Below are 25,831 nucleotides of genomic sequence, written 5' to 3' on the forward strand. Positions count from 1 at the left end.
TGGTTAATATGGGTGCCATTTTGTGTCATTATTTATTATATTTCATTGTGTTAATCGCACTTTTTTTAATACATTATTCTTTGAGCATAAATAGTTCGTATTTATGTAGTATGCTTATTATGTAAATTTATTTTTAACTATTTTGGAGATGGCATGCAATTTATTAAGAAAAGTATCGTAGCACTTGCCGCAACTGCTGCGATATCAATGCCGATTACAGTTAGCCAAGCTTGTACTCGAGTTGTTTATTTAGGTGAAAATGAACAAATAATGACCGGAAGAACAATGGATTGGAAATACGATATTGGTACCAATCTATGGATCTTTCCTCGAGGGATGGAGCGTGATGGCATTGCAGGGCCTAACTCTTTAAAATGGAAATCAAAATACGGCAGCGTGATAGCCTCGGGTTATGATATTTCAACAACGGACGGAGTGAACGAGGAAGGTCTGGTTGCCAATTTACTGTGGCTCGCGGAATCAAAATATCCTCAAATAGATAATAAGCAACCTGCGTTGTCGATATCTTTATGGGCGCAATATGTTCTAGATAACTATGCGACAGTGGAAGAAGCCGTTGCTGAGCTAGAAAAGAATCCACTCGTAGTCGCAACAGATAATGTGCCAGGACAAGATAGGTTAGCGACTTTACATTTATCATTATCAGATGCGAGTGGTGATAGCGCGATTATTGAATATATCGATGGTAAGCAGGTAATTCATCACAGTCGCAAGTATCAAGTTATGACTAACTCGCCGACTTATGAGAAGCAATTAGCAATGCAGGAATATTGGCAAGGAATTGGTGGCACTGTAATGTTACCGGGGACTAACCGTTCCGCTGATAGATTTGCTCGCGCGCAGTTTTATATTAATGCAATTCCTCAGAAAACAACACCTAATAAAGCTGTCGCCAGTGTTTTCAGTGTCGTACGTAATGTGTCTGTCCCTTACGGGTTGACGTCTGAAAATTCGCCTGAAATATCGTCAACACGTTGGCGGACATTAGTTGACCATAAACGTCAGCTCTACTTTTTCGAGTCAGCATTAACTCCAAATATTTTTTGGACTGATTTGGCAAAAATTGACTTTTCAGCGGAAACTGGAAAAGTGAAAAAGCTGGACCTCGGTGAAGAGCAGAGCCATATCTATTCAGGGGATGCGACCAACAGTTATGTAGTTACAAAACCTTTTGAATTCTTAGGGTTAAGTGCGGAACAGTTAGGTTATTAACTGAGCCCATGAAGCATTTCAGCCCTCTTGGTCTATAGGGGGTTGATATGAATCAAGCCCGCGATAATTAATTTATGAATGTTTTGCAGATAGCAAACGAACGGTATAAGATGTATTTAAAATGCAACTTATTGGTGATGATATGAATGATCTCGTGTGTTACAAAACTATGCCAGTTTGGAATAAAGCTTCTTTGCCGTTAATGTTCCAAGAGCGCCATAATACAAAAGAGGATACATACGCACAGTTGAAAGTGCTAAAAGGCTCTTTAGATTTTATCATTTTTAATGAAGACGGCAGCGAGCAACACTTTACCTTTGATATTCATAACCAGCCGCCTATTATTGAACCTCAAGTTTGGCATCGTATTTCTGCTTGTAGTGATGACATGGAATGCCAACTGGCATTTTTATGCAAACCAGAACTGAAATTTTATAAAGAGCATGGGTTAACGACTCCACATTCAGAAGTGCGCTATTTGTGTGAGAATCACCTGAGTAAGCCATGTAAAACATTAGATTTAGGTTCGGGAAGGGGGCGTAATAGTTTTTATCTTGCCTTGCAGGGGTATGACGTGACCTCGGTAGATATCAACCCTCAGCATATCCAAGCAATTGACTTCGTTAAAAAACAAGCTGGGGTAGAGAATATTCATACGGCTGTTTATGATATTAATAGTCACCAAATACAAGAGAACTACGAACTTATTATTTCCACTGTCGTGCTAATGTTCTTGCAGCGAGAAAAAATCGCCAATGTTATTACTAATATGCAAGAACATACCCTGCCAGGGGGAGTTAACGTTATTGTGTGTGCCGTTGAAACGCCAGATACACCGCTGGATTTAGTGCCATTTAAATGCTTCTTAAAACCAGGGGAGCTAGGAGGGTATTATAAAGATTGGGATATTTTAAAATATAACGAAAACCCTGGTCATTTACACCGCACTGATTCACAAGGTAATCGTATTAAATTAAATTTTGCAACACTCATTGCAAGGAAGAAGTAAGTAAGAAATTAGCATAGGTTATCTTAATAAAAGAGTTGCCGCTGTCGGCAACTGAGGTTGTTGACAAAGCGGGATAAAAGCGTGGTTTTTCCCGCTTTGTGTTATCAGCCGAAAATCAATAAATTGATTTTCCTAGTTTATTTTCAAAACCTATTCGACTTGCCGCCAAACATAATATGTTTGTCAGCAGTCTGAGTTGCCGCTGTCGGCAACTCTTTTTGCTTCTACTATTTAAGGTTTGTCAGTGACTGGCGGAGCGGTTTCTTTTTCGCTACGGGCTAAAGTTTTTTCCAGCAATACAGAATATAGCGGTTTGCCACCTAAAAATTGAGCCATCATTGTGGCGCCAATGCAGGTAATAATCATCGGTAAGATTAACTGGTAGTTATTTGTCATTTCTAAAACTAAGACTATCCCAGTTAATGGGGCTCTGACGGTTGCGGCAAATAAAGCTCCCATGCCTGCAATAGCGAAAGTCCCCACTTCAATTTGGTAATTAGGGAATATTTCGAGGGCGGCGTAGCCGAAAACACCACCAAATAATGTTCCAAGGGCGAGTAAAGGAGAGAAAATACCACCTGGAGCCCCAGAGCTAAAGCTAATCGTCGAAGTTAAAAACCGCAAAGCAAAGAATATGAATAACAAAGTGATGGTAAATTGGCCTGCTACCATCTGGTGGATCACGGAATATCCACCACCTACAATTTCAGGCAGGTAAACGCCAATTGCACCACAAGCACCACCAATTAACCCGCCCATCAATACAAAGCGAGAAATTTTATTTTGGTAAAATGCTAAAAATTTACTTTGTAGGTACAATAAAAAACCATTAAAACAGATACCGATAACACCAAACATTAATCCTAAAATTAAATAAAGCCATAAAGTATTCATAGGTGCAGAAGAAAATTGGCCGATATTTAATACAATAGCTTCTCCATTGATTAGCCGATAGACAATGGTGGAGGTAACAACACCGATAAATACCGCTTTAATTGAAATTAAACTGTATTTAAATTGCGGACGCATTTCTTCAATAATAAACAAGATGCCAGCTAAAGGGGCATTAAATGCTGTAGATAAACCTGCCGCCGCACCAGAGGCAAGCAAGGTGTGGCGTGACTCATTATCTTTTAAACGAAATAAATCATAAAACATTTGGCTAAGGTTCGCACCAAGTTGCACGGTTGGTCCTTCACGGCCTAATACCATACCTGAGCCCAATGTTCCTAATCCACCAATAAACTTAACTGGGATGACTCTCCACCATCTTACGGGGCGTAAATCCTGTAATGCACCTTCAATTTCAGGGATCCCAGACCCACCAGATTCAGGAGAGAACCGTTTAACAAGGTAATAGCCTAACATGGCAAGAAGTGCCGAGATAAAAAACATCCCAACAACCATCAGCCATTTTGGGGCAACCCATTCACTCACCGATTGCACGCGATAGTTGCTAATCCAAGTTGTTCCTAATTCAAATAGTGAACCGATAAGACCGACCGCCGCACCAATGAGTGCCGCAAGTAGTAAGATTTTTACAGGTGTTTTATCTGATTCTTTTAGCCGTTTAAAAATCCGCAATCGGGTTTTTATCATAGATTTACTAGCTGAATTTACCTGGCTCATCTTTATTGGATTCTCTTTATACGATGGAATAACAAACACTTATAGGTAAGTATAACAAGAGTTATCGTAAGAGCGTTATCAGGATATAAATAAAATGCAAAATAGTGCATTTAAGCAAGAAAAGTGAAAACAAAACCAACAGCACGAATAGCATACTTTCATTACTGTGAATAGTTCTCATTTGCAATGAATATTAATATAGATCAATAAACCATTAGATAATGAATAATTCCACTTTTTTATTCTAATAAAGAGCGTAGTCTTAATGTTGTATTTGAAATGCAACTTTAAGAGGCGAACAACATGTACTGTGTGCAATGTGAACAAACAATTAGAACTCCAGCTGGTAATGGCTGTGCATACGCGCAGGGTATGTGCGGTAAAACAGCAGAAACTTCTGACCTACAAGATTTATTAGTTGCTGTATTGCAAAGCTTATCTGCAAGTGCAGTCACTGCCCGCTCACTGGGTATTATTGACCATGATATTGATAGTTTTGCTCCGCGCGCATTTTTCTCTACTTTAACCAACGTCAATTTTGATTCAGAGCGTATTATCGGTTACGCCCGTGAAGCTATTTATTTACGTGATAAATTAATAAAACATTGCCAATCCGTGAATAGTGTAGTGGCTTTCAATCATCCATTAATTAATTTGCAATTAAATGGTACTGACATTCCAACCTTACAGGCACAAGCGGCTCAATTTTCATTAGATATTGATAAAGCTGAAGTCGGCGAAGACATTCACGGTTTACGTATGTTATGCCTATATGGCTTAAAAGGGGCGGCAGCCTATATGGAACACGCCCATGTTTTAGGTCAGTATGATAATGAGGTTTATGGCCAATATCATGAAATTATGGCTTGGCTGGGAACATTGCCATCGGATATGAATGAACTGCTTGATAATGCCATGGCAATTGGTCTGATGAATTTCAAGATCATGGAAATTTTGGATGCAGGTGAAACGAGCGAATTTGGTCACCCAACTCCAACGGAAGTCAACGTTCGTCCAGTCGCAGGGAAATGTATTTTAATTTCAGGTCATGACCTGAAAGACTTAAAAATGTTGTTAGAACAAACTGAAGGTACGGGTATCAATGTTTATACCCACGGCGAAATGCTGCCAGCACATGGTTACCCAGAACTGAAAAAATACCCTCATTTAGTCGGTAACTATGGTAGCGGTTGGCAAAATCAGCAAGTGGAATTTGCAAAATTCCCTGGGTCTATCTTGATGACCTCTAACTGCATTATTGACCCTGATGTTGGGGATTATAAAGACCGTATCTGGACGCGTAGTATTGTGGGTTGGCCGGGTGCAAAACATTTAGTGGGTGATGATTTTTCTGCAATGATTGCTCAAGCTCAGTCACTTGCCGGTTTCCCGTATACCGAAATCGAGCACAAAATTACGGTTGGTTTCGGTCGTCAAACACTGTTAGGTGCGGCAGACGCGGTGATTGATTTAGTTTCACAGAAAAAACTACGTCACGTATTCCTTGTTGGTGGTTGTGATGGTAGCCGTGGCGAACGTAGCTATTATACGGATTTTGCCCGTAGTGTACCTGAAGATTGCTTAATCCTTACACTCGCATGTGGTAAGTATCGTTTTAATAAATTAGATTTTGGCACATTAGAAGGGCTACCACGCTTACTGGATGTGGGCCAATGTAACGATGCATATTCTGCCATTATGCTTGCGGTGAATCTATCAGAGAAACTTGGTTGTGGTATTAATGACTTGCCATTGAGTCTGATTCTGTCTTGGTTTGAGCAAAAAGCGATTGTCATCCTTTTAACATTATTAGCGTTGGGTGTGAAAAATATTTACACCGGCCCAACAGCACCTGGTTTCTTAACTGAAAACTTATTAAATGTGCTAAATGAGAAGTTTGGCATGCGTAGTATTACGACAGTTGAGCAAGATCTGGCAGAAATTTTACCTGCATGATCAATAAACCGATAGAAAAAGCTTAAAAACGATGTGAAAGATGGGGGCTGCGACCCCCTTTAAAGGAGTAGCGCGATGACCATGCCAAGCAGTTTATGTCCAAATAGAATGCAAGTTCATTCTATTATTCAAGAAACATCAGATGTCTGGACAATCAACCTTATCAATCATGATTTTTATACATATTCACCTGGTCAATATGCTTTGGTCAGCATTAAAAATAGCGATGATGTCATGCGTGCTTATACTCTTTCATCATCACCGGGGCAAAGTCGTTTTATTTCCATTACTGTCAGGCGGTTAGACGATGGTGAAGGGTCAAATTGGTTAACACGTTCGGTTAAAGAAGGCGACTATCTTTGGCTTTCTGAAGCGCAAGGGGAATTCACCTGCGCTAATCTAAAAAACACTGAGTATTTGATGTTAGCTGCTGGATGTGGTGTGACACCAATTATGTCAATGACACGTTGGCTGATGGTGAACCGCCCGAGCTCCCATGTAAAAGTACTATTCAATGTTCGCGATGATAAACAAGTTATTTTTGCCGAGGAATGGCAAAAACTCGTCCGCTTATATCCAGAACGGTTGCAATTGTGTGTTATGGCAGAAACACCAGATAATGGCGATATTGCACAAGGACGTTTAACTGAAGAGAAATTGAAAGCGTTAGTACCAGATATTGATTCACGAATTGTGATGACGTGTGGGCCTGTGCCTTACATGAAAAATGCACAGCAATTTGCTGCTAATTTAGGCGTCCCTGCTGAACATTTCTTTATGGAGCGTTTTTCAACTGAACCAGAGGTTGTTGATAGTGAAGATATTCTTACATTAAAAATCCGTCAACGATTGGTCGACTTTAAAGTCCCTGTAGGTACTTCTTTATTATCTGCACTGGAGCAAAATAAACAGCCCGTTATTGCAGCTTGCCGAGCAGGGGTTTGTGGAAGCTGTAAAACAAAAGTGTTATCAGGTAAATACACAACAACAAGCACAATGACATTAACTGAAGCAGAAATAGCTGAGGGCTATGTTTTAGCTTGTAGTTGCCAATTACAGGGTGACACTGAAATAGCGTAAAATTATATAACATGTGCAAACTGTCTCATTAGAGTATTAATGGGACAGTATTATTTAAAATAAATTATAGTAATTATTTACAATACTCAAAATGAGAGTGCAATTAATGTTTCGGTAGTGAGCTATGTAAAAAATAAATAGATAATTTACTTAATGTATTAATCGCTGATACAGCAACCTCTTTGTTTGGATCCTGACATAAGTCTATGATTCGTATGATGGCATCATTATATTCAATCGTTGCTTTGAAATCACCTAAAGCAGAAATGGCAGCAATTTTGATTTCATCGTTTACGCGAAATGTTAGTTTCGTTAACATTCCAACAATTACTTTATCCATAATAAAACTTTCACTGTTATATAAAATAAAAAATATTCTAAGATAATTCTTGTAATATTTAATACTAAATTGATATCTGTAATTAAATATTAACAATTTAAAAGAATGCTTTTTAATGATAATTTCGAATTAAATAATGCCTTAAGTGTATTTTCTTACTTCATTATTTGTTTGTTGGCTTATTTTTAATATAAAAAACCAACTAATGACTGATATTAGTGATTAATTGTACTCTAATAAAGCGTTTTAATTATATTAAATTGGGCTTACTCCTTTATATTGTTTTTTTTGTATTGTACGGTAAATAGAGAATTAAGTTTTGATTAATTATCGGTAAGGTTTACTAAATAATATTACAAATGATACTTTGATTTCTCAAAGGGTTGGTTATTGATAAGTAAATAAATATATTTACTTCAATTCTAATATTCATTCTTATTATTAGTTACATTTTGTTACTTTATAAAGATATATTTAATATAAACTTAAACAGAACCTAAACAATAAGTTTTCCATGCGTAAAAAAACGTAGATATAGGGTGGCAATTAATTCACCAATGGGTATAATTCGCGCCGCATCCAAAGTGCAGTATCTCGTTAGGCGAGGCTCCTATACAAACATAGGTTACTGATCTGACGACGTCGAGAGACGCCCAAGATTAGGACAGGATATATCGACCGAAGGTATATCCCCATGTAACTTCCTGCTAAGTCAGGATACGTTGTATAGTGCTAAAACCGAGACGAAGAGATAGCTTTCGCATTCTCTCATCTGGTTTCGCCCCTATGTGAGTACTGTTTGAGTAACCAACAGTAATAGGGACTAAAAAAATGACATTCACTACCCAGAACAAAGCGGGAGCAGTTGCTATTGCTCAATCCGCAATGAAAGGCGCACGCCTCAAAGACAATAACACACAGCCAGCAAAAGTTGATGATGCAACAGTCAGCGCTTATATGAGTCAATCATATTTGCCAGTATCTGTCGCAGACTCAATAGCTTGCGTGAAAAAAAATCTTATTGAACACCTTGATGGCGAGCAAATCCCAACCTATTTATTTGTTGTCGACAATGACAATTATTTAAATGGCATTCTTTCAGTTAAATCATTATTAGCTTCACCTGAAAATTTATTAGTGTCTGATATCATGCGACACAATTATTTTTCTGTTGCCCCAGAACAATCACGTCATGATGTTTATGATCTGATTAATCATAGCGGTTTAGATATGATACCTGTGGTGCAATTTGGCAAATTAATGGGTGTTTTGCGTCCGCAAGATATCGCCGAACTGATTGAAGATGAGAATACACTTGATGCGCAGCTACAAGGCGCTACCACCCCATTAGATGAGCCCTACTTAACGACAAGCCCTGTAACTTTATGGCGTAAACGTGTCGTTTGGTTGTTGATGCTATTTGTGGCCGAAGCGTATACAGGAACTGTATTAAAAGCATTTGAAGAACAGCTCGAAGCCGCAATTTCGTTAGCGTTTTTCATTCCGCTGTTGATTGGTACAGGCGGTAATAGTGGAACACAAATTACATCAACATTAGTCCGTGCTATGGCACTGGGTGAGGTGAGTTTACGTAACCTGGGTACCGTACTGAAGAAAGAGGTTTCTACCTCATTTTTAGTGGCGGTGACCATCGGTGGTGCGGCATTAATTCGTGCATGGATTTTAGGTGTTGGCCACGAAGTGACTATTGTGGTTAGCTTAACCATCGTTGCCATTACAATGTGGAGTGCGATTGTTTCTTCAATCATTCCAATGGTATTGAAGAAAATGAAAGTGGACCCTGCGGTTGTTTCTGCCCCGTTCATTGCAACTTTCATTGATGGTACAGGCTTAATTATCTACTTTGAAATCGCAAAATTAGTGATGACGGAGTTTGCTTAAGCGCACATCTCAAACTTGATGCGGCAGAAAGTCTAATTTTCTGCCGCAGCGACAGAAATCCCTTCTTGTTTCAATACTTCTCCACATTTTCGACATAAATATTGGTTTTCACCACGTAGTACTTTGTTGTGGCGGCGTATGGTTAATTCATGGGACGCTTCACAGGCACAACGGTAGAGAAATGTTTTACTTTTTACTGTTGTAACCACAAAGTTATGTGTACGTTTCGCCGTGACTTCCAGTACGTGTTGCATCATCCATTTCCATTCTTTGCCATGAGGTGCGATACCTTTGCGGCCAAATACATGAAAAACCAACAAATGCGCTAATTCATGAGGCACAACCTCATCAATAAATTGCTCTGTATTTTCGATAAGTAAACTGGGGTTAAGGCGAATTTCCCATTCTTTTAAGTAAGCACTACCCGCAGTTGTCCCCCGTTGTTTGTAATTAACCGTTGGCTCTGAAAATGATTGTTCGAGTTTGTGTTCTGCAAGTGCGAGTTTTTCTCGCAATGTGCGCATGACTTGTTGCTGTAAAAAGAGTGGAACACGGATTGTTTTCATGGGGTAAAGGATACGTGAAGGTAATGGACATAAACAAGCAATAATTGACAGTAATTATATAAAAACATATATTGTATTTTTATATAGTATTAATTAGAAATAACATATGCCCAATAATACCTCTGAACAGCAACTGTTAGCGATGAAGCAGGCCGCATCAGAAACGGCTTCATTATTGAAAACACTAGGGAATCCAGATCGCTTAATTTTATTATGCCAATTAACACAGGGTGAAGCCTGCGTTAGTGAGTTAGAAGAGCAGTTAGGAATATTACAACCGACACTCTCTCAACAATTAACAGTATTGCGTAATGAAGGCTTAGTGATGACGCGTCGAGAAGGAAAGCGCATTTACTATGCGATAGCAGATGAAAAATTATTTACGTTGCTCAATACGTTATATCAGCTTTATTGCCCTGTGAAGGAGAAATGAAATGACAATAGATTGGGCTAATTTTACGCCACTTTCTGCCGCGATTGGCGGTGTGTTGATTGGCTTAGCCGCAGCAATTTTATTAGTGTTTAACGGTCGTATTGCAGGTATCAGCGGTATTTTAGGCGGGTTATTGAAACCAGCTAAGGGGGATACTGCATGGAAATTGGCATTTATTATTGGTTTGATGAGCGCCCCAACGTTGTTTACTTGGTTGGCGTATACACCAGAAGTTAACATTGCGACCAGCACACCTATTTTAGTATTAGCTGGGTTATTTGTCGGTTTTGGCTCACGACTGGGAAGTGGCTGTACTAGCGGTCATGGGATCTGCGGTATGGCAAGGTTATCCCGTCGTTCAATTGTTGCAGTATTAGTCTTTATGATTGTTGCTTTTGCGACAGTCGCACTAGCCAACCATTATGGGATAGGGAGATAAAGCAATGCCTATTCTTATCGCATTAATTTCAGGGATACTGTTTGGTTTAGGATTGGTCATTGCCGGGATGGGAAATCCAGCAAAAATTTTGGCATTTTTAGATATTACGGGAACGTGGGATCCTTCTTTATTAATTACGATGGCAGTTGGAATGGTAATCAGTGGTATTGCTTTCTTAGGGGTTAAAAAACGCTCTGTTAGTGTACTTAATTGCCCATTGCAAATTCCTACCAATCAAACGATAGATAAAAAACTAGTCACCGGAAGTGTATTATTTGGTGTGGGGTGGGGGTTAGCAGGGATCTGCCCAGGGCCTGCATTATTGTTAACAGGAATGGGATTGACACAAGGGATAATATTTACATTAGCAATGGTTGCGGGAATGGCTATCTTCCAGTTTACGCAAAAAAATTAATCGTTCATTGTGAGCAATAAAAAACCCATCATTTGATGGGTTTTTGTATGTGACTTATTGACTAAAGAGATTACAAGCCTGCAGCGGCACGCAATGCTTCAGCTTTGTCAGTTTTTTCCCAAGGGAACTGAGAACGACCAAAATGGCCATATGAAGCAGTTTGTTGGTAAATCGGGTGTAATAAATCAAGCATTTTGATTAAGCCATAAGGGCGTAAATCAAAGAATTCACGAACTAATTGAATCAATAATGACTCATCAACTTTACCTGTTCCAAAGGTTTCTACCATAATCGATGTCGGTTCTGCCACGCCGATAGCGTAAGAAACTTGGATTTCACAACGGTCAGCAAGGCCCGCGGCGACAATGTTTTTTGCCACGTAACGTGCTGCATAGGCTGCTGAACGGTCAACTTTTGACGGGTCTTTACCAGAGAATGCTCCACCACCATGGCGAGCCATACCGCCGTAGGTATCTACAATGATTTTACGGCCTGTTAAACCGCAGTCACCCATAGGACCACCGATAACAAAGCGACCTGTTGGGTTAATAAAGTATTTTGTATCTTTTGATAACCATTCTGCCGGTAGGACTGGCTTGATGATTTCTTCCATCACGGCTTCATGCAGGTCTTTTTGTTGAATATCTTCAGAATGCTGAGTCGATAAAACAACAGCGTCAATACCGACAATTTTATTATTGTCGTATTGGAAAGTAACCTGACTTTTTGCATCTGGGCGTAACCATGGCAATGTGCCATTTTTACGGACATCTGCTTGGCGTTGAACTAAGCGGTGTGCATAAGTAATAGGAGCAGGCATTAATACATCAGTTTCGTTGGTTGCATAACCAAACATTAGGCCTTGGTCACCTGCACCTTGTTCTGATGGGTCAACACGGTCAACACCTTGATTGATATCGGGCGACTGTTTACCAATCGCACTTAAAACGGCACATGAATTGGCATCGAAGCCCATTTCGGAACTGGTGTAGCCAATTTCGCGAACAGTTTTGCGCGTGATTTCTTCAATATCAACCCAAGCACTGGTGGTGATTTCTCCCCCGACCATTACCATACCTGTTTTGACGTAGGTTTCGCAGGCAACGCGAGCTTTCGGGTCTTGTTCCAGAATAGCATCAAGTACTGCGTCAGAGATTTGATCAGCAATTTTATCTGGATGCCCTTCTGATACAGACTCAGAAGTAAAGAGATGTGTAGCCATGAGATTAATACCTTAAGAATTCGCAAATTTATAATTGGATGTTTTAACATCTAGACGGCTATTTTAGTCCCATACAGTAAAAATTTCTACCTGTATTTATATAAAAAACGAATAGAGACATAAAACAACCATTGGTAAAGTTTTATCGCAATTTAGTCATTTTGGTTTTGCTTTTTGAGCGCAATAGATGTATAAACTGCGACCGTAACGGATGGTTGTTATTTCCCGTTATATACCAGCAGAATAATATAAAACTTCTGCTATCTATCAGGAATGTTTATAAACTTTTGAATTTCAATAAAAAATAAGGTGATATAGCTTAAATCAACAGGTCAAACTGCCAAAATAGTGCTACCACATTGAAATTTTAAAGGGGTAAACAGTTATATTGGGGGTTAATGGGTAATGATCCATAATCTACTGAATAACAGTATCCAACCGTCATATGCGGATCGCCGCGTGACTTTGGCATTTACTTTCCTGTCATTCTTTACTTCATCACGAAGTTACCGTCACATCTTTAATACACCTTCGAGGCTGAGTCATTAATCTGTCAGCTTAAGGTCGTATATTGTCACTGTTTAGAAGTTCTAAGCACTTTTTATTAAAATCTGAGTATTGCCGTTTCCCCGACATAACTGCCTTGCAGTGTTATGTCTTCACTGACATACATCAGGAAGGAGAACGCGTCACTCACCCCTCCATAAAAGGAGTTTATTATGAATGATAATATCGCTCGCAAAATGCGTCAGACGTACAACATCGCGTATTGGGGTGGTGGTTACTATCAGGTGAATGAGCGCGGAAATGTCTGTGTTTGCCCGAACCCTGAGAACCCTGACACCTTTGTTGATTTAGCTGACCTCGTTAATCAGGTTAAAGAAGAGCAGGAGCATTTACGCTTGCCTGCACTGTTTTGTTTCCCGCAAATCTTGCAGCACCGTTTACGTTCAATAAACGCAGCATTTAGACGTGCACGTGAGTCTTATGGCTATAAAGGCGATTATTTCCTGGTTTATCCAATAAAAGTTAACCAGCAACGCCGAGTCATTGAATCACTGGTTAATTCTGGGGAACCGTTAGGGCTTGAAGCGGGTTCAAAAGCTGAGTTAATGGCCGTTTTAGCGAACGCAGGTAAAACACAAACCGTTATCGTCTGTAATGGATATAAAGACCGTGAATATATCCGATTAGCATTAATTGGGGAAAAATTGGGTCACAAGGTTTACCTTGTTATCGAAAAAATGTCTGAGATTGAGATGGTATTGGCAGAAGCGGAAAGCTTAAATGTCACGCCACGCTTAGGGGTTCGTGCCCGTTTGGCTTCCCAAGGCTCAGGTAAATGGCAGGCAAGTGGCGGTGAAAAATCTAAATTTGGTTTGGCTGCAACTCAAGTACTGCAATTAGTGGAAATTTTACGCAATGCCAATCGCCTAGATAGCCTGCAGTTGCTTCATTTCCATTTAGGCTCCCAGATGGCTAATATTCGTGATATCGCAACCGGTGTCCGTGAATCAGCCCGTTTTTATGTTGAATTGCATCGCCTAGGAGTCAACATTCAGTGCTTTGATGTGGGTGGTGGCCTAGGTGTTGACTATGAAGGTACTCGCTCTCAATCCGATTGCTCAGTCAACTATGGCTTAAATGAATATGCCAACAATGTCATTTGGGCGATTGGGGATGCGTGTGAAGAGTTTGATTTACCACATCCAACGGTAATTACGGAATCAGGCCGTGCGTTGACAGCGCACCATACGGTGTTAGTGTCCAATGTGATTGGGGTTGAACGTAATGAATTTACCAAAACAACACCGCCTCATGAAGATGCGCCACGTTCATTAATTTCTTTATGGGAAACGTGGGAGTCAATGCAGCACCAAGGTAATAGCCGTTCATTACGCGAATGGTTGCATGATAGCCAGTTCGACTTACAAGAAGCGCACACTCAATATGCTCATGGTGTGTTAGATTTGACCCAACGTGCATGGGCAGAAGAGTTATACCTAAATATTTGCCGCCGTATTCAACAGGATTTAGATCCAAGCAATCGTGCTCATCGTCCGATAATCGACGAACTTCAAGAGCGCATGGCTGATAAGTTTTATGTGAATTTTTCCTTATTCCAATCGCTACCAGACTCTTGGGGAATTGACCAAGTGTTCCCAGTATTACCGATTGAAGGGTTAGATAAACCATTAGACCGTCGTGCAGTACTGTTAGATATCACCTGTGACTCAGACGGTATTATTGACCATTACGTTGATGGTGATGGCGTTGAAACCACAATGCCAATGCCCGCATATGACCCAGAAAACCCACCAATGATAGGTTTCTTTATGATTGGGGCATACCAAGAAATTTTAGGTAATATGCATAATCTGTTTGGTGATACCGCAGCAATAGATGTCTGGGTTGATAGCCAAGGTAATCTGCGTTACTTGCAAAGTGAAGAGGGCGATTCTGTCGCAGATATGCTGCAATACGTCAAATTAGTCCCAGAAGTCCTATTAGAAAGCTTCACAGAGCAAGTAAAAGGGACAGGCTTGAGTGAGCAGTTACAAAAAGACTTTGTCGCTGAGTTCGAGAATGGTTTGTATGGGTATACTTATTTAGAAGACGAATAAATGCTCAATGCGCGTTATATTTCGCACCGTCGCGTTGTTGGCTGCATTTGCCAACCCTAGTCACATACTTGTGTATGCTCCTAGGGATTGGCTCATTTTGCCGTCTAGCGACAGCACGAACTATTTAGCGCATTAAGATACTGAACAGATAATAACTTTGTGCAAATAACATGATTTGTTTATTATTTATACTGCGCGAAGTTGATTTAGGTAAAACGATTCGAATCGAATATTAAAAGGGCTTGCTAACGGGCAGGCCTATTTTGAGGAACAGAAATGATTAATAGTACTTTAGGCAATCAAGTTGATAATTCACTGGTTTCTAACGCATTTGGTTTCTTACGTTTCCCGCTGAATTTTCAGCCTTATAGTTCAGATGCAGAGTGGGTGATCACCGGTGTACCCTTCGATATGGCAACTTCAGGTCGTGCAGGTAGTCGTCATGGGCCAGCCGCAATTCGCCAAGTTTCCACAAATCTTGCATGGGAAAGCCACCGCTGGCCTTGGAATTTCAAGTTAACAGACCGTTTGAATGTTGTTGACTGTGGTGATGTGGTATTTGCTTTTGGTGATGCACAAGACATGAGTGACAAGCTGCAAGCACACACTGAAAAACTACTTGAATCAGGTAAACGTTGCTTGACCTTTGGTGGTGACCATTTCGTTACACTGCCATTGCTGCGAGCTCATGCGAAACACTTTGGTAAAATGGCCTTAGTTCATTTCGATGCACACACGGACACCTATGGCAATGGTAGCAAATTTGACCACGGAACCATGTTCTATCATGCACCAAAAGAAGGTCTGATCGACCCAAATCATTCAGTACAAATTGGTATTCGTACCGAACATGACAGCGACAATGGCTTTACTGTATTGGATGCAGGTCAGGTGAATGATCGCAGTGTGGATGATATGGTTGCGCAAATCAAAGAGATTGTTGGCGACCTACCCGTTTACCTGACTTTCGATATTGACTGCCTTGATCCAGCGTTTGCGCCGGGGACAGGAACCCCTGTTATTGGTGGTTTAACGTCAGATCGTGCATTGAAGTTATTGCGTGGAATACAGTCTTTAAACATCGTGGGTATGGATTTAGTCGAAGTGGCTCCGGCTTATGACCAATCTGAAATCACGGCACTCGCCGCAGCGTCTATTGCATTAGAAATGCTATATATCCAAGCTGCTAAAAAATAAGTTATTTATATTTTACTGTATCAAGAAGCCACCGATTGGTGGCTTTTTTATATCCACAATTTATCTATGTGATTATTAATTATACTGAAAATGAAGGAATCGCACTTTTTGTTTATTGAGTTGAGAATGATTTTTATTAACAATAATCTTGTAATTTACGTCTATATGCTTTTTTCTACGGTAAAAAAAATATATTCACCATGTTAATAGTGTAATATTTTTTATAAATATTAAATGTTAGAGTAAAATCATTGCTTTGTAACTTGTTGTTATTGTTGCTAACTTAATATTAAAGGTGAACTAGTCAATTTGGCTATTACTCAGTAGGAGATAAGTATGGCGTTAAATAATAAAGTTATTTTAGTTACTGGTGCAGCTCAAGGGATTGGCCGTGGTATCGCATTACGTTTAGCGAAAGAAGGGGCTGATATCGCACTGGTAGATTTGAAAAAAGACAAGCTCCAAGATGTTGCCAAAGAAATTGAAGCTTTAGGCCGTAAAGTAACAACATTTGCCGCAGATATCAGTCAACGTGACCAAGTTTTTGCTGCGGTGGCTCATGCAGAAGCTGAGTTAGGTGGTTTTGATGTAATGATTAATAACGCAGGGATTGCACAAGTTAAGCCAATCGCTGATGTTCGCCAAGAAGATATGGATTTAATCTTCAAAATCAACGTAGATGGAACCATGTGGGGAATTCAAGCTGCCAGTGAAAAATTCCAAGAACGTAAACAAAAAGGAAAAATCATCAACGCCTCCTCTATTGCAGGACATGATGGTTTTGCAATGTTAGGAGTTTACTCCGCTACAAAATTTGCGGTACGTGCATTAACTCAAGCGGCTGCAAAAGAGTATGCAAGTTCAGGTATAACTGTGAATGCTTATTGCCCAGGTATTGTTGGAACAGATATGTGGGTAGAGATTGATGAGCGCTTCTCTGAAATCACCGGTACGCCAAAAGGTGAAACCTATAAAAAATATGTCGAAGGCATCGCATTAGGTCGTGCACAAACGCCAGATGATGTGGCTGGTTTGGTTGCATTCTTAGCGAGTGATGATTCTGACTATATTACTGGTCAATCTATTTTGACTGATGGCGGGATTGTGTACCGTTAATTCACTTATGTGAATCTAAGGTGTAAATAATAGCCGCGATGAATGACTCATCGCGGTTTTTGCTTATGCAGTGTGCTGTTGAATATCGGCTAAAATAGCTTCTGCTTGTGTCCAAAGTAGGGAGCCTCCCTCATCACTTAATAAATGATGTTGGCAATTGGGAAAGCGGCTGGCTAATATTTTGCCAAAATCAGGGGAATGAACTGTGCTCATATCGAGTTCGCCATACCATAAAGAGACTGGCACGCGGGTCGTTTCAGGGGTGAATTCCCATTTCTGTAATGCAATTAATAAGTCTTGAACATAACCTTGGTTGCCTTGGGCGAAAGCACGTCGCATGCAATGGCTATATGCCTCAAGGAAATGTTCTTCATTATAGAGTTGCTGGTCTATTTCTGCGCTGCAATTAAGAATAAATGCTAATAACCACTCACCAGTGACATTTTTTAATAACCAATCAGACAGCGCTTTAGGGGTGTTAAGGGCTTGTTCTTGCATGTTCACAACATCAGCACTGAGTACCGCACGAGTTGCAGGGTATTCAAATTGGTCTTGCCCTGACACGATAGACAGTGAAATAGGTTGGCAATAGTGGGCGACGGCCATGGCAAAAACGGCGCCTTGAGAAAAACCGACAACTGAAAATTGAGTAATAGATTGTTCATCTAGTAGGGCTTGAACATCCATAGCAAAGCTTTTCAATGATTTTTCAGGGTGAAATGTTGACTCACCAAGACCCGCGCGTTCAGGAACAATTAAACGAATATTTAGTTTTTCGAGTAAATCCAAACCAAACCCTAATGAACCACTCATTCCCGCTCCAGTACAAAAAATAACAGGAAAACCTGTTTTAGGGCCTGATTCGAACCAGCAAAATAGACGGCTATCAGGTAATTTCATCGTGTGTTGATTCAGGTTGGTTAGTGGAACGTTATACATGGTGAATTCCTAACACAGAGCAGGTACAGATTGGGTGATAAGATAGGTCAGTTAATAATTATTAAAACTGGCATTGTTATAGTTACAATTTTAAAGTATTAAATAGGTAAAATGCAAAATATTAGCGTAATAAACATCAATTCATTAACAAAGAGAAGAGTAAAATGGCATTTTCCGAATCAGAAAAGCAGATTTTGTTGGCCGTTAAAGGTGTCGGTCCCATGGTGATTAGCCGCTTAGAACAAATGGGTTTTAGTTCACTGGCACAACTGAGTGAAGCATCTTACGATGAAATTTTAATTTCTGGTGCTGCATTGACAGGTTCAAGTTGCTGGAAAAATAGCCCGCAAGCAAAAAAAGCGGTAGAGGGGGCTATTTTAGCGGCTAAACAGGCGGTTAGGTCACCATCTTAATTAGTTTGATTTCTGGTTTTCCATTTTTTGCTGCGCAAGATATTAAGGACTTGTACTGCCATGGAAAAGAACATCGCAAAGTAGATATAGCCTTTTGATACGTGAACTTGAACACTTTCAAGTAGTAAAGTGAAACCAACTAGAATCAAAAACGATAAGGCTAAGATTTTTACGGAGGGGTAGCGCTCAACAAAGTCGCCAATGGGTTTGGCCGCAAGCATCATAATGAGTACAGCGATGACTACCGCTGCCATCATGATAAATAAGTGGTCTGATAGCCCCACTGCGGTGATCACGGAATCTAGACTGAAGATAATGTCTAATAAAGCAATTTGCACGATAGCGCCCCAAAATGAGCTCACTTTTTTATTTGCTAGATTATTTTCACTTTCCCCTTCAATCGTATCAAAAATTTCTTGGCTTGCTTTCCAAATAAGGAAGATCCCACCTGCGCATAATATGAGATCGCGAGCGGATACAACATGGTCTGCGACAGTGAAAAGCGGCGTGGTAAGGCGTGATAACCAAGCAATCGAAGCCAATAACGCAAGGCGCATCACCATTGCCGCAATAAGGCCTGTCCGTCTGGCACTATTTTGCTGGTGGCTTGGAAGCTTGCTCACCACAATACTGAGGAAAATAATATTATCGATGCCTAGGACAATTTCTAATATGGTTAGTGTGGCGAGTGCCATCCAAGCATTGGGGTCCAGTATCCATTCAAACATCTTAGTACCTTCTAATTAACAAATTAAACAGTGATAATAATTTATCGTCTGCTTTGGTACAGGCGATGGTTAGCGACTAACTTAGATTAAAATGCCGCGCTAACAGGGGCGCGGTAAAATCTTTTTTGAGATAAAAACCACGAGGTAGCGTCATAATCGGTTGACCGAACTCACCAATCGCTTCAGTTAGTGCCTTATTGTTTGCGGCCTTAGGGCGGATCTGTAATACCTGCCCATGGCGTGCAGTGATACTTTCCACTTTGCCTAATACAATGAGGTCCATTAGCTCTTCCCAATCTTGTCTTAGTAACTGTTCTTCAAAGGGAGATGGGCTCCAGATTAACGGGTTTGCGACTCTGCGTTGTGAGAGTGGAATTTGCCTTTCCCCTTCGATAGGAAACCATAAAATGCGGGATAGTTTGCGGCGAACATGGCTATTTTCCCATGTTAAGCCACTATTCCCCGTTAATGGCGCTACAGAAACAAAGGTCGTTTCGAGTGGAGCACCATAACGGTCAATAGGAATGGTTTTTAATTCAATCCCAATATGAGCGAAATCTTGCTCTGCCTTGCTTCCCGCACTCGCACCTAAATAATATTCCAATAGCATACCAACCCAGCCTTTATCTCGTTTGAGGTCAGGAGGGATAGGGATAGCAGCATGTTGGGCGAGCTCACCAAGCGTATAGCCAGCAAGGGCTTGCGCTCGACCCATTAAGGTTGCTTCGTTATCAGGTGGCGGTGGCGCAATAAATGGCATCATGGTTTGAATATTAATGTATAAAAAGTAGCCAGTGAAAATACATAGAACTGAAGAAGTATAACACTTTTTCTTTGATGTTTTTAACTATTTGATATATAGGGATATAATGTTATTTATTCATCCAGGTCATAAATTATAACAGAGGTTATTCAAGTTCATCCCAAGATAATCACAGGATCATGCACTAGGTTATCCACAGGATTTCTGGATAACTGTGAAAAATAGAGATTACTGTGTGTATTTACAGCCTTGACTAAACGGTTTTTATGACGAATATCACAAAATATGAGTAAGTTGAGCACATATCTTGTGGATAAATACAACGTTGTTTGATCTTTGCTCAGTTAAAGTCTTAAGTATTTTAGCTAGAAAAATAGCCAGTGGATAAAACGCTTTTTTGTTATTTACTTCTTTGATTTATCAATGATTATTTGACTATTCTTTTTTTTGATAAAAAAGTGGCTTGGGGATATACCCTGATTACCATGAGGTTGTTCACATGGATATCCACAGAAAAAGTGAATAACATCCTTATTATTCATTTTATCTGTTTATAACTATCATTATTTTGCTAGGTTATCCTCAGAGGGTTTAAACCATGCAGATTTAAAATCAAACCAGCCAAAGGTATTCATCCGTACGCCGCGCATGGTTTTTTGGCCTTGTAGTTCAAGCCAATGATGAAAAATAGGGTGGAAAATTTGCGAGTCAATTAAGCTTTCACACCAGGCTTCTACATCTAATTGGTTATTACGCCATAGATTAAGTTCATCGCGGAGAGTGTTATTAAGGCATTCGCGCAGTAATGGCATTTCGTACAAGGTAGCAAAGATAGAAAATTCAAGAGGTTTAAAAAAGTTAGCTGTTGCTAACCAAATATCACTTTGCCCATTGCCATTAAACCAATCATCATAATCAATGATATTAATCTTGAGCTCCACGCCTTGTGTCTGTAACACGCGTTTCATAATTTGGCTAATCGCATAGAACTCATGGTGGTTGCGATAAAAAGTAACAGTCAGCTCAGTCAAATCTTCAGGCTTAGGGAACAAGGTTAGCATTTTACTATGATGCCAATGGAGTAATAAGCCATAAGCTGGCGCCCAATGGCGCTGATAAAACGGTTCACAATGGGCAAGTAGGTTGACAGGTGTTAAAAAGCTACATAACCATTTACGGACATCTTCACGCTGGGCAACCGGTGAGCGTTGATCCATTAAGAGGAAATAACAGCCTTCTTCCATGCGGCTTTCAAGTGAATCATTATGGTGCTTGTCACCATCCATTTTTAATGTCGTGCAAACCATTTGTTCTGAAAGTTCAGGGACCACCCAAATGGTCACTTCATCTAGCAGTGCACGATAGCCAAAATAGCGGTCGAAAGCCGTGATAGTCAGCTTTTGTGGCAAGTTTTTTTCTACTTGATAGGGGCCAGTGCCGATAGGGCAACGGCTAAAGTTTTCGAGGCTCTCCCACTCTTTCGGTAAAATAGCCGCATGATGACTGCCTAATAACCAAGGTAGCTGTTTATCAGGCTCACTTAACGTGATATCAATAACATAAGGTTGCGGTGAGCTGACGGATTGTATATGTGAAAATAGCGGCCAACAGGTTTTTAAGCGTAAAAGGGAATAGATAATATCATCGGCAGCCATTTCTCTCCCATGGTGGAAATAAATAGCAGGGCGTAAATAGAAACGCCATTGGGTATCACTTATGGGTTGCCAATGGTGGGCAAGGCCATCTTCCACTTCCCCTTTTTCCTCATTTATATGGGTAAGACCATTAAATATTTGGCTCATCAAGTGAATTTCTGAGCGGCGCATGGGGGCGCCAGGAAGAAGTGTCGGGAAATCTCGATAATAAATAATCCGTAATAAATTCTTACCTTGTCGATAGCTGCGTTCCAGTTCAGACAATACCATTTGGCGAATGGTTTCCTTATCACCCACTAGGGCGACAAGCTTTTCAATACTTTCTTCTTTGAGTAGTTGTTCAGCCTGTGCCTGTTGTAGCTCTAAGCCATTAACATGAAAAATAAGGGCCGAGCGTTTTCCTCGACCAGACTCAGCCTGCCAACTGAGCCAACCTTGTGACTGCATATTATTAAGCAGCGTCCGAACATGACGGCGAGAGCAAAACAGCGTATCAGCGATATCTTGCAGAGTTGTTTCACTGTCTTGGCCCTGAAAGTGTTGCCAGAGACGAATGAACTGGGTTTGTAATCGCGAATTAGACATAAAAGAGGAACTCCGGCAAAAAATACATCAATTTTAATTTCCTAAAATCTCACGATAATAGAAGGCAGTAAGTAGCTCGTTTGGTTTGCATGTTGCAGGCCGACTCCCCCATTTAGAGTAATGGTGTTTATCACCGAGCCGGTTTTTACCGGCTTTTTTTATTTTTTCGTCATATTTCGCACTGTCGCGTTGTTGGTTTCGTTCAGCTACTTGGGTCACATACTTATGTATGCTCCCCAAGATATCTTCTCTCACCGCCTAGCTACAGTGCGAACTATTTAGAAAAAATCGTTCAGTTAAAGGCAAAAATCTTATTTTGTTATTAATTATACAGGAAGAATTTAATGAGGAAGTAGTTTGAGGTCGTAAATTTGTTAATAAGGATTAATTCCGCATTTTTGGTGCGAAGTAGGCGGTTTAGTTGGATAATTAGAGCTAAAAGAGGAACTACGCCCACCAAAGTAGGCGTAGAAAAGGATTTACTGCATAAAGGATGGAATCTTACTTTCAAAATCGGTGATCTGGTCGACATGCTGCAACGTCAAACCAATACTATCCAAGCCATTCATCATGCAGTGGCGGCGGAAGCTATCAATTTCAAAATGATAGGTTTTATCACCAGCAGTCACGGTTTGAGCTTCTAAGTCTACCGTAAACTGGCAACCTTCATGGCTATTAACATAGTTAAACAGCTCATCCACTTCAGTTTCACTTAATTTGATTGGTAATAATTGGTTGTTGAACGAGTTACCATAAAAAATATCAGCAAAACTTGGGGCGATAACCACTTGAATACCAAAGTCAGTTAATGCCCAAGGTGCGTGCTCACGGGATGAACCGCAACCAAAGTTTTCGCGAGCTAATAAAATACTGGCCCCTTTAAAAACTGGCTTATTTAAGACGAAATCAGGGTTAGGTTGTTGCCCGTTCTCATCTAAAAAGCGCCAGTCATTAAACAAGTGTTGCCCAAAACCTGTGCGAGTCACTTTTTGCAAAAACTGTTTAGGGATAATGGCATCAGTATCCACATTGGCTGCATCTAAAGGAGCGACAATCCCGACGTGTGTAATAAACTTTTCCATCATTTTCTCCTTAGATTTGAATATCACGTACATCAGCAAAATGGCCATTAATCGCTGCAGCAGCTGCCATTGCTGGGCTAACCAAGTGAGTACGACCTGCGCGACCTTGGCGGCCTTCAAAGTTACGGTTACTGGTTGATGCACAGCGTTCGCCAGGGTTTAAGCGGTCATTATTCATCGCTAAACACATAGAGCAACCCGGTAAACGCCATTCAAAACCCGCTTCAATGAAAATTTTATCTAAACCTTCTTGCTCAGCTTGGGCCTTAACAGGGCCAGATCCCGGAACAACAATAGCTTGTACGCCATTAGCCACTTTTTTACCTTTTGCAATTGCAGCAGCGGCACGTAAATCTTCAATACGTGAATTCGTACATGAACCAATAAATACTTTGTCAATTTTGACATCAGATAATTTAATGCCAGACTCTAACCCCATGTAAGCTAATGCTTTTTCAGCGGAAGCTCGTTCAACAGGGTCTGCAAATGACTCAGGAGCAGGGATCGGCTGGTTGATGGCAATCACCTGCCCAGGGTTGGTTCCCCAAGTGACTTGTGGCGCGATGCTACTTGCTTGAATAGTGATGACTTTATCAAATTGTGCATCATCATCCGTTTTTAATGTTTTCCAATAAGCAACTGCATCGTCCCATTGTTGGCCTTTAGGTGCAAATTGGCGACCTTTCATATAGGCAAAAGTGGTTTCATCCGGTGCGATAATTCCCGCTTTCGCGCCTAATTCAATTGCCATATTGCATACCGTCATGCGGCCTTCCATGCTTAAGTTTTCGATAGCTTCACCACAAAACTCAACAATATAGCCAGTACCGCCTGCGCTGCCCGTTGTACCGATAATCGCTAAAACGATATCTTTTGCGGTAATACCTGCTGGAGCTTTGCCTACGACTTCAATTTTCATTGTTTTAGCGCGTGCTTGTTTCAGCGTTTGAGTCGCCATCACGTGCTCAACCTCAGATGTTCCGATACCAAAGGCTAATGAGCCAAATGCACCGTGTGTTGCGGTGTGGGAGTCTCCACATACAATGGTCATACCGGGTAAAGTAATACCTTGCTCAGGCCCCATCACATGGACAATACCTTGGTATGGGTGATTCAAATCATATAAAGTTACGCCAAACTCTTTACAGTTTTTCATCAACTCTTGCATTTGAATACGAGCCATATCGCCACACGCATTAATATCTTTGGTTTGCGTTGATACGTTGTGATCCATTGTGGCAAATGTTTTATTTGGTTGATGTAAAGGACGTTTCTTAGTTCTCAAACCATCAAACGCTTGAGGTGATGTCACTTCATGTACCAAATGGCGATCGATATAAATCAAAGGGATTTCATTTTCGACCTCACGGACAACGTGGGCATCATACAATTTTTGATATAAAGTCTTGGCCATGTTAAACCCCTTCTGCAATATAACGAGCAATAATATCGCCCATTTCACTGGTACTTATTGACTGACCTGCACCTGCTAAGTCTGATGTTCTATAACCTTCTTCTAAGGCTTTATTGACCGCACGTTCGATTGCATCTGCTGCATCGGCTTGGTCTAAGCTAAATCTTAACAACATGGAGGCAGATAAAATTTGTGCAATTGGGTTGGCAATATTTTTTCCAGCAATATCTGGTGCAGAGCCTCCCGCAGGTTCATACAAACCAAATCCAGCTTCATTTAAGCTCGCAGAAGGTAACATGCCCATGGAACCGGTGATCATTGCACATTCATCAGAAATGATATCGCCGAACAAGTTAGAACATAACACCACATCAAACTGTGATGGGGATTTGATCATTTGCATGGCTGCGTTATCGATATACATATGGCTGACTTCAACATCTGGATATTCTTTTGCGATTTGATTGACCACTTCACGCCATAAGACCGAGCTTTGTAACACGTTTGCTTTGTCGATTGATGTGACTTTGTTATTACGTTTGCGGGCTGATTCAAAAGCAATACGTGCGATACGCTCGATTTCATAGCGGTGATAAACTTCAGTATCAAATGCGTATTCTTCTTGGCCTTCACCTTTGCGGCCTTTTGGTTGACCGAAGTAAATCCCACCTGTTAATTCACGCACACAAAGAATATCAAAGCCTTGAGCTGCGATGTCTGCACGTAATGGGCAAAATGCTTCTAATGCTTGATATAAGCGAGCAGGGCGTAAATTACTGAATAATTTAAAATGCTTGCGTAAAGGCAATAATGCACCACGTTCAGGCTGGCTATCAGGTGGCAAGTGTTCCCATTTCGGCCCACCGACAGAACCAAATAAGACAGCGTCAGCTTCCTCACAACCTTTTACTGTGGCCTGTGGTAATGGCTCACCGTGCTTGTCGATTGCCGCACCGCCAACATCATATTCAGTGGTGTTGATTGTTATTGCAAAACGTTTGCTGATAGCAGCTAAAACCTTGTGAGCTTGCGCCATCACTTCTGGACCGATGCCATCTCCCGGTAATACGGCAATTTTATAACTAGACATT

At 40.6% G+C, this 25,831-nt stretch carries 24 protein-coding genes and 1 riboswitch; of the genes, 12 read left to right on the plus strand and 12 right to left on the minus strand.

The window, feature by feature from the left end:
* Positions 1-153: 153 nt before the first annotated feature.
* Positions 154-1,233 (plus strand): linear amide C-N hydrolase, encoded by a 1,080-nt coding sequence (locus tag P3L40_RS06985; protein WP_004262105.1) that lies wholly within the window; start codon positions 154-156, stop codon positions 1,231-1,233.
* A 121-nt stretch (positions 1,234-1,354) separates the two neighbouring features.
* Entirely contained in the window at positions 1,355-2,242 is an 888-nt protein-coding gene (gene tehB / locus P3L40_RS06990; protein ID WP_136134532.1) for an SAM-dependent methyltransferase TehB, read from the plus strand.
* Between the two features lie 231 nt (positions 2,243-2,473).
* Here tehB and clcA read toward each other — a convergent pair whose 3' ends face one another.
* Positions 2,474-3,871 carry a H(+)/Cl(-) exchange transporter ClcA gene (gene clcA, locus P3L40_RS06995; RefSeq protein WP_094961349.1) on the minus strand — a complete coding sequence of 466 codons (1,398 nt, stop codon included), beginning with the start codon at positions 3,869-3,871 and terminating at the stop codon, positions 2,474-2,476.
* A gap of 303 nt (positions 3,872-4,174) precedes the next feature.
* Between clcA and hcp the strand changes: the two genes are divergently transcribed.
* Both hcp and hcr read left to right on the plus strand, forming a co-directional pair.
* Positions 4,175-5,827, plus strand: a complete 1,653-nt coding sequence (hcp, locus tag P3L40_RS07000) for a hydroxylamine reductase (RefSeq protein ID WP_094961350.1) — start codon at positions 4,175-4,177, stop codon at positions 5,825-5,827.
* Positions 5,828-5,902: 75 nt separating this feature from the next.
* Positions 5,903-6,907, plus strand: coding sequence for an NADH oxidoreductase (gene hcr / locus P3L40_RS07005; RefSeq protein ID WP_036958472.1), 1,005 nt, complete (start codon positions 5,903-5,905; stop codon positions 6,905-6,907).
* Positions 6,908-7,010: 103 nt separating this feature from the next.
* Here hcr and P3L40_RS07010 read toward each other — a convergent pair whose 3' ends face one another.
* A complete protein-coding gene (locus P3L40_RS07010) occupies positions 7,011-7,247 on the minus strand; it encodes a HEAT repeat domain-containing protein (RefSeq protein WP_004262089.1) in 237 nt (78 codons plus the stop codon).
* 586 nt (positions 7,248-7,833) lie between these two features.
* Positions 7,834-8,005: riboswitch (M-box (ykoK) riboswitch) on the plus strand.
* Between the two features lie 73 nt (positions 8,006-8,078).
* On the opposite strand from P3L40_RS07010, the gene P3L40_RS07015 reads away from it, so the two are divergent.
* Complete coding sequence (locus P3L40_RS07015) at positions 8,079-9,149, plus strand: magnesium transporter (protein ID WP_004262087.1); 1,071 nt, start codon at positions 8,079-8,081, stop codon at positions 9,147-9,149.
* Between the two features lie 32 nt (positions 9,150-9,181).
* Here the strand turns inward: P3L40_RS07015 and P3L40_RS07020 are convergent, their stop codons facing one another.
* Positions 9,182-9,715, minus strand: a complete 534-nt coding sequence (locus P3L40_RS07020) for a SprT family zinc-dependent metalloprotease (protein WP_196731650.1) — start codon at positions 9,713-9,715, stop codon at positions 9,182-9,184.
* A gap of 106 nt (positions 9,716-9,821) precedes the next feature.
* Between P3L40_RS07020 and P3L40_RS07025 the strand changes: the two genes are divergently transcribed.
* From P3L40_RS07025 to P3L40_RS07035, 3 genes are read left to right on the plus strand one after another with little or no spacing between them, the layout of a single operon-like run.
* Positions 9,822-10,148 (plus strand): ArsR/SmtB family transcription factor, encoded by a 327-nt coding sequence (locus tag P3L40_RS07025; RefSeq protein WP_004262083.1) that lies wholly within the window; start codon positions 9,822-9,824, stop codon positions 10,146-10,148.
* A 1-nt stretch (position 10,149) separates the two neighbouring features.
* Entirely contained in the window at positions 10,150-10,587 is a 438-nt protein-coding gene (locus P3L40_RS07030) for a YeeE/YedE family protein (protein WP_144140750.1), read from the plus strand.
* A 4-nt stretch (positions 10,588-10,591) separates the two neighbouring features.
* The gene (locus tag P3L40_RS07035) at positions 10,592-11,002 is read left to right on the plus strand and encodes a DUF6691 family protein (RefSeq protein ID WP_004262080.1); all 411 of its coding nucleotides are present in this window, start codon (positions 10,592-10,594) and stop codon (positions 11,000-11,002) included.
* Between the two features lie 70 nt (positions 11,003-11,072).
* Here the strand turns inward: P3L40_RS07035 and metK are convergent, their stop codons facing one another.
* Positions 11,073-12,224 (minus strand): methionine adenosyltransferase, encoded by a 1,152-nt coding sequence (metK, locus tag P3L40_RS07040; protein ID WP_004262078.1) that lies wholly within the window; start codon positions 12,222-12,224, stop codon positions 11,073-11,075.
* Positions 12,225-12,943: 719 nt separating this feature from the next.
* Here metK and speA point away from each other — a divergent pair.
* The 3 genes from speA to P3L40_RS07055 all read left to right on the plus strand — a co-directional run bounded on the left by speA (position 12,944) and on the right by P3L40_RS07055 (position 17,161).
* A complete protein-coding gene (speA, locus tag P3L40_RS07045; RefSeq protein ID WP_112307307.1) occupies positions 12,944-14,848 on the plus strand; it encodes a biosynthetic arginine decarboxylase in 1,905 nt (634 codons plus the stop codon).
* A 276-nt stretch (positions 14,849-15,124) separates the two neighbouring features.
* A complete protein-coding gene (gene speB, locus P3L40_RS07050; protein WP_094961355.1) occupies positions 15,125-16,045 on the plus strand; it encodes an agmatinase in 921 nt (306 codons plus the stop codon).
* A gap of 336 nt (positions 16,046-16,381) precedes the next feature.
* Positions 16,382-17,161: an acetoin reductase gene (locus tag P3L40_RS07055; RefSeq protein WP_004262072.1), complete on the plus strand. Its 780-nt coding sequence runs from the start codon at positions 16,382-16,384 to the stop codon at positions 17,159-17,161.
* A 63-nt stretch (positions 17,162-17,224) separates the two neighbouring features.
* Here P3L40_RS07055 and P3L40_RS07060 read toward each other — a convergent pair whose 3' ends face one another.
* The gene (locus P3L40_RS07060; RefSeq protein WP_094961356.1) at positions 17,225-18,100 is read right to left on the minus strand and encodes an alpha/beta fold hydrolase; all 876 of its coding nucleotides are present in this window, start codon (positions 18,098-18,100) and stop codon (positions 17,225-17,227) included.
* Positions 18,101-18,264: 164 nt separating this feature from the next.
* Between P3L40_RS07060 and P3L40_RS07065 the strand changes: the two genes are divergently transcribed.
* Positions 18,265-18,513, plus strand: coding sequence for a hypothetical protein (locus tag P3L40_RS07065; RefSeq protein WP_004262067.1), 249 nt, complete (start codon positions 18,265-18,267; stop codon positions 18,511-18,513).
* On the opposite strand, the gene P3L40_RS07070 is transcribed toward P3L40_RS07065, so the two are convergent.
* The 7 genes from P3L40_RS07070 to leuB all read right to left on the minus strand — a co-directional run bounded on the left by P3L40_RS07070 (position 18,510) and on the right by leuB (position 25,830).
* Positions 18,510-19,241, minus strand: coding sequence for a TerC family protein (locus P3L40_RS07070; RefSeq protein ID WP_004262066.1), 732 nt, complete (start codon positions 19,239-19,241; stop codon positions 18,510-18,512). The genes P3L40_RS07065 and P3L40_RS07070 overlap by 4 nt on opposite strands.
* 76 nt (positions 19,242-19,317) lie before the next feature.
* Positions 19,318-20,001, minus strand: coding sequence for a DNA mismatch repair endonuclease MutH (gene mutH, locus P3L40_RS07075; RefSeq protein WP_036958529.1), 684 nt, complete (start codon positions 19,999-20,001; stop codon positions 19,318-19,320).
* Between the two features lie 566 nt (positions 20,002-20,567).
* Complete coding sequence (gene sgrR, locus P3L40_RS07080) at positions 20,568-22,244, minus strand: HTH-type transcriptional regulator SgrR (protein ID WP_136134536.1); 1,677 nt, start codon at positions 22,242-22,244, stop codon at positions 20,568-20,570.
* Positions 22,245-22,277: 33 nt separating this feature from the next.
* Positions 22,278-22,463 carry a hypothetical protein gene (locus tag P3L40_RS07085; protein WP_196731653.1) on the minus strand — a complete coding sequence of 62 codons (186 nt, stop codon included), beginning with the start codon at positions 22,461-22,463 and terminating at the stop codon, positions 22,278-22,280.
* A gap of 260 nt (positions 22,464-22,723) precedes the next feature.
* Positions 22,724-23,329, minus strand: coding sequence for a 3-isopropylmalate dehydratase small subunit (gene leuD, locus P3L40_RS07090; protein ID WP_094961358.1), 606 nt, complete (start codon positions 23,327-23,329; stop codon positions 22,724-22,726).
* Between the two features lie 7 nt (positions 23,330-23,336).
* Entirely contained in the window at positions 23,337-24,740 is a 1,404-nt protein-coding gene (gene leuC / locus P3L40_RS07095) for a 3-isopropylmalate dehydratase large subunit (RefSeq protein WP_136134537.1), read from the minus strand.
* Between the two features lies 1 nt (position 24,741).
* Positions 24,742-25,830: a 3-isopropylmalate dehydrogenase gene (gene leuB, locus P3L40_RS07100; RefSeq protein ID WP_136134538.1), complete on the minus strand. Its 1,089-nt coding sequence runs from the start codon at positions 25,828-25,830 to the stop codon at positions 24,742-24,744.
* Position 25,831: the final 1 nt, after the last annotated feature.

Origin of the sequence: Providencia sp. PROV040, assembly GCF_032706145.1 — a bacterium.
In the GTDB taxonomy this organism is placed as follows: Bacteria; Pseudomonadota; Gammaproteobacteria; order Enterobacterales; family Enterobacteriaceae; genus Providencia; species Providencia hangzhouensis.